The sequence below is a fragment of the Pseudomonas sp. FG29 genome (assembly GCF_057809355.1).
Map to the genome: position 1 here is coordinate 1 of NZ_JBMDJU010000011.1, position 12256 is coordinate 12256.

A 12256-nucleotide genomic window follows, 5' to 3' on the forward strand; every position below is an offset into this window, starting at 1 on the left:
ACGCTCTGGCGGGTTGCACCCGCCCTACAGGGAGGAGCCCGGCGGTTCTTCACCTGCAGTCTGCGAGGCTCCCAGGATCAGAATGGCGCGGAAGTCGTTGACGTTGGTGCGGGTCGGGCCGGTGACGATCAACTCGTCGAGGGCGGCGAAGTAGCCATAGCCATTGTTGTTGTCCAGTTCGTCGCGGGCGCTCAGACCCTTGATGCCGGCGCGGGCGTAGCTGTAGGGCGTCATGATGGCGCCGGCGTTGTCTTCGGAGCCGTCGATGCCATCGGTGTCACCGGCCAGCGCGTAAACGCCGGGCAGGCCCTTGAGGCTGTCGGTAAGGCTCAGCAGAAATTCGGCGTTGCGCCCGCCACGACCATTGCCGCGCACGGTGACGGTGGTTTCGCCGCTGGAGAGGATTACGCAGGGCGCTTTGATCGGCTGGCCGTGCAGTTGCACCTGGCGGATGATGCCGGCATGCACCTTGGCCACATCGCGTGCCTCGCCTTCCAGGTCGCCGAGAATCAGCACCGGGAAGCCGGCCGCTGCGGCCTTGGTCGCGGCGGCGTCGAGTGACTGCTGCGGCGTGGCGATCAATTGGAAATGGCTGCGCGACAGCACCGGATCGCCCGGCTTGACCGTTTCCGAGCGCGGATCCTGCAGCCAGACGCTCACGTTGGCCGGGATATCGATGCCATAGCGAGCAAGAATCGCCAGGGCTTCGGCCGAGGTGGTCGGGTCGCCCACGGTGGGGCCGGAGGCAATCACCGTGGCCTCGTCGCCGGGCACGTCGGAGATGGCGTAGGTGTAGACGCTGGCCGGCCAGCACGCCTTGGCCAGACGACCGCCCTTGATCGCCGAGAGGTGCTTGCGTACGCAGTTCATCTCGCCGATGGTGGCGCCGGATTTGAGCAGCGCCTTGTTGATCGCCTGCTTGTCCTGGAGGGTGATGCCGTCTGCCGGCAGGGCCAGCAGCGAGGAGCCGCCACCGGAGAGGAGGAAGATCACCCGGTCGTCTTCGCTGAGGTTCGACACCAGCTCCAGCACGCGGCGGGCGACGCGCTCGCCAGCATCGTCCGGCACCGGGTGCGCGGCTTCCACCACTTCGATCTTCCTGCAGTCGGCGCCATGCTCGTAGCGGGTCACCACCAGGCCGCTGACCTCGCCCTGCCACTGTTGCTCGATCACCTCGGCCATGGCTGCTGCGGCTTTGCCGGCACCGATGACGATGACGCGGCCGCTGCGGTCGGCGGGCAGATGGTCGGCCAGCACCTGGCGCGGATGGGCGGCGGCAATGGCGGTAGCGAACAGGTCGCGCAGCAGGCGTTGCGGGTCGAAGGTCATGGTGATGGTCTCTTGCAGATCGATTCCAGTCCGCAGATGCCGCGCGCAGCAGCTGTGGATTGGAATCGACCAACCTGGCAATCGGGCCGTGACACCTCCTGCCAGGAAGGTCGAAAGGGTGGGCGAAACGCGGCCTTCGGGATCAGTGGGAGGCGCTTCAGCGGCGACAGTCGCGGCTAAAGCCCCTCCCACATAACCCTTGAGAGGGCGCTCTGTTACTCGCCGCGAATAGTGAAGTTGGCCATATGCTCCAGTCCCTTGATCAGAGCGGAGTGATCCCAGCCGCTGCCGCCGAGTGCCGCGCAGGTGCTGAAGACCTGCTGAGCGTTGGCGGTGTTGGGCAGATTCAGGCCCAGCTCGCGTGCGCCGGACAGCGCTAGGTTGAGGTCTTTCTGGTGCAGGCTGATACGAAAGCCTGGATCGAAGGTGCCCTTGATCATGCGCTCGCCGTGCACTTCGAGGATCTTCGAGCCGGCGAAACCACCCATCAGCGCTTCACGTACCTTGGCTGGGTCGGCGCCGTTGCGGGCGGCGAACAGCAGGGCTTCCGCCACGGCCTGGATGTTCAGCGCGACGATGATCTGGTTGGCCACCTTGGCGGTTTGGCCGTCGCCATTGCCGCCGACCAGGGTGATGTTCTTGCCCATGGCCTGGAACAGCGGCAGGGCGCGTTCGAAGGCGTTCGGGCAGCCGCCGACCATGATCGACAGGGTCGCGGCCTTGGCACCGACTTCACCACCGGATACCGGGGCGTCCAGGTAGGCAGCGCCGGTGGCCTTGATCTTCTCGGCGAAGGTCTTGGTTGCGGTGGGGGAGATCGAACTCATGTCGATCACCACCTTGCCGGTGCCCACGCCCGAAGCGACACCGCCTTCGCGGAACAGCACATCTTCGACCTGCGGGGTGTCCGGCACCATGACGATGATGAATTCGGCTTCCTGGGCCACTTCCTGCGGGTTGGCCAGCGTGACAGCCCCAGCAGCCACGAGGTCGGCCGGCGCCGGGTCGTGATGCTCGGAGAGGAACAGGGTGTGGCCGGCTTTCTGCAGGTTCTGCGCCATGGGTTTGCCCATGATGCCGGTGCCGATGAATCCGATTTTTGCCATGAGAGATAACCTCGTCTTAAGTGTTGAATCAGATGCCGCAGAGCCCTGTAGCAGCGGGTTTATCCGCGAAGCGGACAGCGCAGTGCTTGGCACCGGCTGCGCCGGTGTTCGCGGATGAATCCGCTCCTACAGGTGCGGCCGTCAGATCACGTTGTGGCTTTTCATCCAGCCGAGGCCGGCAGCGGTGGTGGTGGCCGGCTTGTATTCGCAGCCAATCCAGCCCTGGTAGCCGATGCGATCCAGGTGCTCGAAGAGGAAGCGGTAGTTGATCTCGCCACTGCCCGGCTCGTGGCGGCCCGGGTTGTCGGCCAGTTGCACGTGGTTGATGGCGGCCAGGTTGTTTTCCACGGTGCGGGCCAGGTCACCTTCCATGATCTGCATGTGGTAGATGTCGTACTGCAGGTACAGGTTGGTGCTGCCGACCTTGTCGCGAATGTCCAGGGCCTGGCAGGTGGTGCTGAGGTAGAAGCCGGGGATGTCGCGGGTGTTGATCGCCTCCATGACCAGGCGAATACCGGCGCCGGCCAGCTTGTCGGCGGCATGGCGCAGGTTGTCGACGAAGGTCTTTTCGACGGTGGCGCAATCGACGCCCTGCGGGCGGATGCCGGCCAGGCAGTTGATCTGCTGGTTGCCCAGCACCTTGGCGTAGGCGATGGCCTGGTCGACACCGGCACGGAACTCCTCGATGCGATCCGGGTGGCAGGCGATGCCGCGTTCGCCCTTGGCCCAGTCGCCGGCGGGCAGGTTGAACAGCACCTGCGTAAGCGCGTTGGCGTCCAGGTGGGCCTTGATCTCTTCCGCCGCAAAGTCATAGGGGAAGAGGTATTCCACACCGCTGAAACCGGCTTCGGCGGCAGCGGCGAAACGCTCCAGGAAGTCCACTTCGGTGAACAGCATGGACAGGTTGGCGGCAAAACGGGGCATGGTGTGCTCCTTGTCGTAGCCCGGATGCAATCCGGGGCGGTGTTGCGGTCTTCCCGGATTGCATCCGGGCTACATGGCCAGGGCAGGGTTCCTGCCGATTAATCCAGCAGCGAAATGGCGGTCGGCGCATCGACACCGCGCTCGGCCAGCTCCTCGAATTCGTTGATGGCGTTGATCTCGGTGCCCATGGCGATATTGGTGACGCGCTCCAGAATCACCTCGACCACCACCGGCACGCGGTGCTCGGCCATCAGGCGCTTGGCTTCGGCGAAGGCGTTCTGCAACTCGTTCGGGTCGAACACGCGGATCGCCTTGCAGCCCAGACCCTCGACCACCGCAACGTGGTCGACGCCATAACCGCCCAGCTCCGCTGCGTTGATGTTCTCGAACGCCAGCTGCACGCAGTAGTCGATGTCGAAGCCACGCTGCGCCTGGCGGATCAGGCCCAGGTAGGCGTTGTTCACCAGCACGTGGATGTACGGCAGGTTGAACTGCGCACCGACGGCCAGCTCCTCGATCATGAACTGGAAGTCGTAGTCGCCGGACAGCGCCACGACCTGGCGCTGCGGGTCGGCCTTGACCACGCCGAGAGCCGCCGGAATGGTCCAGCCCAACGGGCCGGCCTGGCCGCAGTTGATCCAGTGACGCGGCTTGTACACGTGCAGGAATTGCGCGCCGGCGATCTGCGACAGACCGATGGTGCTGACGTAGCAGGTGTCCTTGCCGAAGGCTTCGTTCATCTCCTCGTACACACGTTGTGGCTTGGCCGGCACGTTGTCGAAGTGGGTCTTGCGTTGCAGGGTGCGCTTGCGCTCACGGCAGGCTTCGACCCAGGCGCTGCGATCCTTCAGCTTGCCGGCAGCCTTCCATTCGCGGGCGACCTGGAGGAACGCATTCAGTGCGCTACCCGCATCGGAAACGATGCCCAGATCCGGATTGAACACGCGGCCGATCTGGGTCGGTTCGATGTCGACGTGGATGAACTTACGGCCTTCGGTGTAGACCTCGACCGAGCCGGTGTGGCGGTTGGCCCAGCGGTTGCCGATGCCGAACACCAGGTCGGAAGCGAGCAGGGTGGCGTTGCCGTAGCGGTGCGAAGTCTGCAGGCCGACCATGCCGACCATCAGTTTGTGATCGTCCGGTATCGCGCCCCAACCCATCAGGGTCGGCACCACCGGTACGCCGGTCAGTTCGGCGAATTCGACCAGCTTGTCCGCCGCATCGGCATTGAAGATGCCGCCGCCAGCGACCAGCAGCGGGCGCTCGGCGTCGTTGAGCAGGGCGATGGCTTTCTCGGCCTGGATGCGGCTGGTGCTCGGCTTGGCCACTGGCAGCGGCTCGTAGGCGTCGATGTCGAATTCGATCTCGGCCATCTGCACGTCGAAGGGCAGGTCGATCAATACCGGGCCGGGCCGGCCGCTGCGCATTTCATGGAAGGCACGCTGGAAGGCGCGCGGCACCTGGCCGGGCTCCATCACGGTGGTCGCCCACTTGGTCACCGGGCCGACGATGCTGGTGATGTCGACCGCCTGGAAATCTTCCTTGTGCATACGGGCACGCGGCGCCTGGCCGGTGATGCACAGAATCGGGATGGAGTCGGCTGAGGCCGAGTACAGGCCGGTGACCATGTCGGTGCCGGCGGGGCCGGAGGTGCCGATGCATACGCCAATGTTGCCGGCATTGGTGCGGGTGTAACCCTCGGCCATGTGCGAAGCGCCTTCGACGTGACGGGCCAGGACGTGATCGATACCACCGAGTTTCTTCAGTGCGGCATACAGCGGGTTGATGGCTGCGCCGGGGACGCCGAATGCGCTATCAACGCCTTCGCGACGCATCACCAGCACGGCTGCCTCGATTGCTCTCATTCTGGCCATGGCCGTTCCTCTTGGAGTCGTTGTTTAGCTCGTTGAGGCAAGGATGACGGCTGTACCGCAGGGGCGGAATTGGTCAATACTTCAGTTCTGTCGATATCTGGAGTATCGAATGGATCGTCATACCCTTATCCGCAGCTTCGTCCTGGTGGCCGATAACGGCAGCTTCGCCTCGGCTGCCCTCAGCGAAGGCGTGACGCCCGTGGTCATGGGGCGGCGCCTGGATGCGCTGGAGCGTCACCTCGGCGTGAAGCTCATGCATCGCTCCACCCGTGGCCTGCAACTGACCGATCTGGGCGAGCAATACCTGGAGCGCGCCCGTGGCCTGCTGAGGGATTTCGACGAGGTCGACGCCAGTGTCGCGCGTGGCGGCAAATCGGTACGCGGGCACCTGGTGGTGTCGGCGCCGGCGGCGTTCGGCAGGCGGCATGTCGCGCCGCATGCGCCGGCATTTCTCAAGCGCTACCCGGATCTCAAGCTGTCGTTCAACTTCACCGACAGCCTGGTGGATCTGGTGCGCCAGGGCTACGACATGGGCATTCGCATCGGCGAGGTGACCGACCCCAACTACGTGGCGGTCAAGCTCTACCCCAACCGCCGCGTGGTCTGTGGTTCGCCGGCCTATTTCGAGCGCCATGGCGTGCCACGCAGCCTCGAGGATCTGGCGCGGCACAACTGCCTGGCGTTCAACCTGCAGGGCGGCCAGCAGCGCGGCTGGACGTTCCTGCGTGACGGGCGCCAGGTGGCGGTGAAGGTGGCCGGCAACCTCGATTGCAACGACGGCGAGTTGCTCTACGACTGGGTCAAGCAGGGCCTGGGCATCGGCTGGCGTTCGACCTGGGAGATCCAGACCGAACTCAAGGCGGGCGAACTGGTGACGGTGCTCGACGATTACGAAATACCGGCCTACGACATCCAGGCGGTGTATCCGCAGCAGCGTTACCTGCCAGCCAAGGTGCGTTTCTTCGTCGACTACCTGAAGGCCATCTACAACCGCCCAGGCTATTGGGAGGGGCAAGCGGATGGAGAGGTTGATTCGATACTTTGATTGAATTTCTGGTTGTTGGTTTTTGTATTCTTTTTTTATTGAAATTGTATTCAATGCTTGCGGCAGGCTTCTCGTTGAGCTATTGCATAGGGCGTTTTCTCACGCCACCACGGCGTTCGCCTGTGTGGATGATCCCGTTTTCCATTCGAGGAAGATCGCTCATGAATACCCTCAACCTGCGCACCGCGCTGGATATCACTCAGCGCGCCCTGGCGGCCGGGCGGGATCGCGCCGCAGCCCCGTTGACCGTGGCGGTGCTGGATGCTGGCGGCCATGTGGTCAGCCTGCAGCGCGATGATGGCGCCAGCCTGCTGCGCCCGCAGATCGCCATCGGCAAGGCCTGGGGCGCATTGGCACTGGGCAAGGGTTCGCGCTCGATCGCCAGTGATGCACAGCAGCGCCCGGCGTTCATCGGCGCGGTCAATACCCTGGCACAAGGCAGCCTGGTGCCCGCGCCGGGCGGTGTGCTGATTCGCGGTGAGCAAGGCGAGGTGATCGGCGCGGTGGGTATTACCGGCGACACCTCGGACATCGACGAGTTGTGCGCCGTCAGCGCACTGGAATCGCTGGGGCTGAAGGCGGACGCGGGGCTTTAGGCGCTGGTCACTCGCTGGCCGTCTGTTGCTGGCGCCATGCTCACTTCGCAGCCCTTGAGCACCAGGCGCAGGATGGTCTGCGTGGCGGCTTCGTAGTCGGCATCGTCCAGCTTGGCCTTGCCGGTGACCACGGAAATCTGCCAGTCGAAGTCGGCGTAGGTCTGGGTCGCGGCCCAGATGCTGAACAGCAGGTGGTGCGGATCGACTCTGGCCATCAGGCCCTGGTCGATCCAGCGCTGGATGCAGGCGACGTTGTGACTGGCCTGCGCGTTCAGTTGCTCGGTCTGCTGCGTCGACAGGTGCGGTGCGCCATGCATGATCTCGCTGGCGAAGACCTTGGAAGCATGCGGCAGGTCGCGGGAAATGCGGATCTTCGAGCGGATGTAGGCGGTGAGCACGTCCGCCGGATGACCGGGCGAATTGAAGGGCGCGGAGGCGGCGAGCAGCGGCTCGATGATGCTTTCCAGCACCTCGCGGTAGAGGTTTTCCTTGGACTTGAAGTAGTAGTAGACGTTGGGCTTGGGCAAGCCAGCCTTGGCGGCGATGTCGCTGGTCTTGCTGGCAGCGAAGCCCTTGTCGGCGAATTCCTCGCTGGCTGCGCGTAGAATCAGCTCTTTGTTGCGCTCGCGAATACTGGTCATAAGCCCTTGCGTGTCGATACGTCCGCCGGTTGGCGGGCGGCATGGTAGCACCGCCCTCGACGGCGGCTCAAGCGAGCGGCCATGCGGGTTGCGTGGCTTCTTTGACCATCGGGTCAAATGCCTGTGTACAGAAAAACGCGTTTCTGTTTCCATCGCACTCCCTGCCGTTATCGCGCCGCAACGCCTTCCTGCCCCGAACGGAGATTCACCATGAACACCCCTCAACTCGTCGATCCGTTCGGCCGCCACATCACCTACCTGCGCCTGTCGGTGACCGACCGCTGCGACTTTCGCTGCACCTATTGCATGAGTGAGGACATGGTCTTCGCTCCGCGTGCGCAGATCCTCAGCCTGGAAGAGTTGTATACGGTGGCCGATGCCTTCATCGGCCTGGGTGTGAAGCGCATCCGTATCACCGGCGGCGAGCCGTTGGTGCGCAAGAACCTGCTCAGCCTGCTGCAGCGCCTGGGGCGGCGCGCGGAGCTGGAGGATCTGGCCATCACCACCAACGGCTCGCAACTGGCCGAGCTGGCGCCGCAGTTGCACGCTGCCGGGGTCAGGCGCCTGAACATCAGCCTGGATTCGCTGCAGCGCGAGCGCTTCGCCGCCTTCACGCGGCGTGACCGGCTGGATCAGGTGCTGGCCGGCATCGAGGCGGCGCGTATGGCCGGCTTTGCGCGGATCAAGCTCAACTGCGTGGTGCAGAGCGGGCGCAACGATGACGAGGTGCTGGACATGGTCGAGTTCGCCATGGCTCGCGGCCTGGATATCAGTTTTATCGAGGAGATGCCGCTGGGCAGCGTGGTCAGCCATCGTCGCGAGCAGACCTTCTGCAGCAGTGACGAGGTGCGCCAGCGTATCGAGCAGCGCCATGCGCTGGTACGCAGCAGCGCCACCACGGGTGGGCCGTCGCGTTACTGGCAGGTGGTCGGCAGCGACACGCGCATCGGCTTCATCTCACCGCATAGCCACAATTTCTGTGGCGACTGCAACCGGGTGCGGGTCACCGCCGAAGGCAAGCTGGTGCTCTGTCTGGGGCATGACGACGCGCTGGATCTCAAGCGTCTGTTGCGTGCGCACCCGGGCGATAGCGAGCGTCTGCGCCAGGCGCTGATCGATGCGCTGCGCCTCAAGCCACAACAGCATCACTTCGCCACTGACGAACAGGTGCAGGTGGTGCGCTTCATGAGCGTGACGGGCGGCTGAAAGTAGCCGGCGCCATCGGGCGCCGGCGGATCATTTCAGGCTGCGCTGCTGGCGCGCTTGAGCGCCTTGGCCTGGCCATGCATCAGGCCATAGTGCAGCAGGGCACCGAGCAGGGCGCCAAGCAGCCAGGCATAACCGGACAGTTGAGCGAGTGCCGGTACCCAGACGGTGGCCACGGAGAACACCGAAGCGATCACGAACGCCAGCAGCGCCTTGCGGTTCCAGCCACCATCGAAGTAGTAGGCGCTGCCGACCTCGGCGCTGAACAGCTGCTGCAGATCGAGCTGGCGACGACGCACCAGGTAGTAGTCGGCGACGATGATGCCGTACAGCGGCGCCAGCACCGCGCCCAGGGTGTCGACGAAGGCGGCGATGCCGACATTGCTGATGAAGGCCACCCACAGCGCGCCGATGAAGAAGGCGATACCTGCCGTGATGAAACCGCCGGTGCGCGCGCTGATATGGGCTGGGGCCAGGTTGGCCAGGTCGTAGGCTGGCGGGATGAAGTTGGCCACCAGGTTGATGCCCACGGTCGCGGCGAAGAAGGTCAGCGCGGCGATGATGGTCAGGCTCAGGTTGTCGACCCGCGCGACGATGTCGGTGGGGTTGGTCAGCGTCTCGCCGAACACCACCACGGTGCCGGCGGTGATCACCAGCGCGATCAGCGAGAAGAACGCCAGGCTTACCGGCAGGCCGAGGAAGTTGCCGAGGGTCATCTGCTTTTCGCTTTTGACGAAGCGGGCGAAGTCACCGTAGTTGATCACCACCGCGGCGAAGTAGGCGACCATGGTGCCGACCACGGCGAAGAAAGCGGCCACCGGGCCAGCCTTGTATTCACCGCTGCCGCTGAAGATGTTACCCAGCTCGCTGAGCAGGCTCGGGCCGGCCTTGTACCAGATCAGCCCCATCAGCGCGATCATCACCACATACACCAGCGGTCCGGCCCAGTTGAGGAAGCGGGTGATCCAGCTCATGCCGCAGATGAACAGGCCGACCTGGAACAGGCAGACGAGCACGTAGGACAGCCAGCCGATGGCGGTCAGGCCCATGTACAGGGCCGGATCCTGCGGTTGCAGCAGCGAGTTGAGCAGCAACGCCACGGCGGTGGAGGCGAAGTAGGTCTGCACGCCGTACCAGAAGATGGCGACGATGCCGCGCACCAGCGCGGGGAAGTTGGCGCCACGCACGCCCATGCTGGCACGGGCGAACACCGGGAAGGGAATGCCGTACTTGACGCTGGGTCTGCCAGTCAGCTGCACCAGCCCCATGACGATGAAGCCGGCGAGAACGATGCCTGCCAGCACCGCCCAGCCATTGAGGCCGTAGGAAATGAACAGGGTCGCGGCCAGGGTGTAGCCAAACAGGCTCTGAATGTCGTTGGACCAGACGTTGAAGATCTCGAACCAGCCCCAGGTGCGCTTTTCCGGCGGCAGGGGGGCGAGATCCTCGTTGTGCAGCGTGGGGTCGATGTGCTTGATGCGAAACTCTTCGGCGGTGGACATGGCAGCTCCCTGATTGTTCTTGTGCCGCGAGGGCGTTGAGGAGATTTGTCTGCAGGTTTCGTTCCGTTTTGCATTGGCTGCTGCATCAAGTGTTGTATACAGCTTTGTTGCGCAAGCTAATCGGCCCAACCTGCTGCGATTTGTACACATAAATGCGATTGGTGACCATGCTTGTTTTGTAATTTGTGTACAAAAAATGATTTTTTTGAACGCAAAAACTTGACATCTGGGTCAGGAGTCAGGTGCCGAATCGAGGCTATCTCGCCCTCTTGCGGGGCGCCCACGGGCTGTTTGCCTCGTGCTGGTGCGGGGCGAGTGCGTGCAGCAGGCGCGATGGCGAGAGGTGAGAGGGAGGAGCCCGCGCAGAGTGGCGCGGGCGCGGGGCTATCAGCGAGGGTAGAGCGGGGGCAGGGGGCTGGCTTCCTGTGGCGTGCTGCTGGGTTCCTGAGGCGTGGGCAGGCTGCGGATCGCCTTCCACAGTTCCTCGCCTTGCCATTGCTGGCTGGTTTCGCTGTACAGCGCACCGTTGAGGCCGTCGAGGGCGTCGGACAACGGCACGTAGCGGGCGGCCATGTCGGCCAGGGTTTCCGGCTGCTGGCGCGCCCAGGCGTCGAGGGCGTGGCGTGTGGCCTGGGCGTCACCGGCCAGGCAGGCGCGCTTGAGATCGTCGAGCAGGGTGCGCGGGCTCGGGCCCGTCTGCGCGGCGCGCTGGATTGCCGGCTGGCGCCGCGCATGCCACCACAGGCCGAAGCCGAGCAGGGTGGTCAGCGTGAGCAGGGCGCAGGCCAGTTGCCAGGGCCACAGCAGCGGGGCGTCGCTACGCTGGCGCTCGGCGGGGATCGGGCTGACCGGCTCGTCTGCCTGCAGCGCCGGGTTGTCCTTGACCTGCAGGGTGCGGGCGGCAAGGGTGGTGCGCTCCAGGCTGTCGGTCTGGGTGTTCCACCACACCACTTGCAGCGCCGGCAGCTCGAAGGTGCCGCTGCGGCTCGGTACCAGCGCCTCGCGATCTTCGCGGCTGCCGAGCATGCCGCTGTCGCTGGGTTGGTCGCTGAGTTGTGGCTGATCGGGGTAGCGGCGCAGGCCGTCGACCTGAGTGGCCGGCAGCGGCGGCAACTGGGCGCTGGACAGGCCGTCGACCTTGAGGATCAGGCGGCGGGTCAGCGAGTCGCCGACCTCGGCTTGCTCCGGCTGCGGATTCCAGCTTTCCGCCAGGCCCAGGGCGCGCGCGGGCAGCCAGGGTGCATCGGCCGGGTAGTCGGCCGGCTTGGGGCGCACCTGCAGCGGGATGTCCGGCGACTTGACCCGCGAGACACGCCCAGGGCGTGGGCCGAATGGGTTGAAGTCATTGGCGTTGCCGCGCTCGACCAGGGTGGCGCTGAACACCTGGCCGGGGATGGTCAACTGGCCGCTGCGCTGCGGGTAGATGGCATAGCGCACTTCGATCACGCCATGGCGCACGCCGCCGATTTCCTTCTCGTAGGTGCGTGGCTCGCCCAGGCGTTCGACGCGAGCGTCGTCGATCTGCAACGGGGTCAGGCTGCTGTCGTCATACAGCGAAACGGAGTGATAGATGCGCAGGGTGAGCACGGCTTGCGCCTGCACGTAGACGCTTTCCTGGTCGAGGCTGGCGTCGATGAACACAGGGGCCAGTTTTTCGCCCTTGCCCGGTTTGCCCGCCGCTGCGATCTGCAGGGTGATGGGCAGGGTTTCGGCGTCTTCCAGGCGGATCGACGGGATCTGCACCTGGCCGCTGCGTTTGGGCTGCAGGGTAAGAATCCAGCGGGTGGCGGCGCGTGGCGTATCGCCGAGGGTGGTCAGGCGGTTGACTTGGCGGCTGCCGAGGATCTCGAAGTCGGTCTCCAGCGGGGTGAAGTCGGGGCGGCCGAAACGGGTCGGGTCGGTGGACTCCAGGGTCAGTACCACCGTTTCGCCCTCGCTAAGGTGGGTACGGTCGACGCTGGCGAAGAAGGCATCGGCATGGGCCTGAGTGGCCAGCAGCATAAGCACCAGCAGCGCGAAGATCGGCTGCATGG

10 protein-coding genes are annotated in these 12256 nt (G+C 64.8%); 3 read left to right on the forward strand and 7 right to left on the reverse strand.

What is annotated here, in order from left to right; genetic code table 11:
• Positions 1 to 24: 24 nt before the first annotated feature.
• The 4 genes from ACODS1_RS13180 to gcl form a co-directional block, all read right to left on the reverse strand.
• Positions 25 to 1329: a glycerate kinase type-2 family protein gene (locus ACODS1_RS13180; RefSeq protein ID WP_489086005.1), complete on the reverse strand. Its 1305-nt coding sequence runs from the start codon at positions 1327 to 1329 to the stop codon at positions 25 to 27.
• A 215-nt stretch (positions 1330 to 1544) separates the two neighbouring features.
• Positions 1545 to 2435, reverse strand: a complete 891-nt coding sequence (locus tag ACODS1_RS13185; protein ID WP_489086006.1) for a 2-hydroxy-3-oxopropionate reductase — start codon at positions 2433 to 2435, stop codon at positions 1545 to 1547.
• Between the two features lie 141 nt (positions 2436 to 2576).
• Positions 2577 to 3359 carry a hydroxypyruvate isomerase gene (gene hyi, locus ACODS1_RS13190; RefSeq protein WP_489086007.1) on the reverse strand — a complete coding sequence of 261 codons (783 nt, stop codon included), beginning with the start codon at positions 3357 to 3359 and terminating at the stop codon, positions 2577 to 2579.
• A 98-nt stretch (positions 3360 to 3457) separates the two neighbouring features.
• Positions 3458 to 5233 (reverse strand): glyoxylate carboligase, encoded by a 1776-nt coding sequence (gcl, locus tag ACODS1_RS13195; RefSeq protein WP_489086008.1) that lies wholly within the window; start codon positions 5231 to 5233, stop codon positions 3458 to 3460.
• Between the two features lie 109 nt (positions 5234 to 5342).
• Here gcl and ACODS1_RS13200 point away from each other — a divergent pair, with 109 nt between their 5' ends.
• Positions 5343 to 6278, forward strand: coding sequence for a LysR family transcriptional regulator (locus tag ACODS1_RS13200; protein WP_489086009.1), 936 nt, complete (start codon positions 5343 to 5345; stop codon positions 6276 to 6278).
• Positions 6279 to 6439: 161 nt separating this feature from the next.
• Entirely contained in the window at positions 6440 to 6874 is a 435-nt protein-coding gene (locus tag ACODS1_RS13205; RefSeq protein WP_489086010.1) for a GlcG/HbpS family heme-binding protein, read from the forward strand.
• Here ACODS1_RS13205 and ACODS1_RS13210 read toward each other — a convergent pair.
• Positions 6871 to 7515 carry a TetR/AcrR family transcriptional regulator gene (locus tag ACODS1_RS13210; protein ID WP_489086011.1) on the reverse strand — a complete coding sequence of 215 codons (645 nt, stop codon included), beginning with the start codon at positions 7513 to 7515 and terminating at the stop codon, positions 6871 to 6873. The two genes, ACODS1_RS13205 and ACODS1_RS13210, sit on opposite strands and share 4 nt — an antisense overlap.
• Before the next feature lie 210 nt (positions 7516 to 7725).
• Here ACODS1_RS13210 and moaA point away from each other — a divergent pair, with 210 nt between their 5' ends.
• Positions 7726 to 8721, forward strand: coding sequence for a GTP 3',8-cyclase MoaA (gene moaA, locus ACODS1_RS13215; protein WP_489086012.1), 996 nt, complete (start codon positions 7726 to 7728; stop codon positions 8719 to 8721).
• Between the two features lie 35 nt (positions 8722 to 8756).
• Here moaA and ACODS1_RS13220 read toward each other — a convergent pair whose 3' ends face one another.
• On the reverse strand, positions 8757 to 10223 hold the full coding sequence (locus tag ACODS1_RS13220) for an NCS1 family nucleobase:cation symporter-1 (protein WP_489086013.1): 1467 nt from the start codon (positions 10221 to 10223) through the stop codon (positions 8757 to 8759).
• A 387-nt stretch (positions 10224 to 10610) separates the two neighbouring features.
• Complete coding sequence (locus ACODS1_RS13225) at positions 10611 to 12254, reverse strand: BatD family protein (protein ID WP_489086098.1); 1644 nt, start codon at positions 12252 to 12254, stop codon at positions 10611 to 10613.
• Positions 12255 to 12256 lie beyond the last annotated feature (2 nt).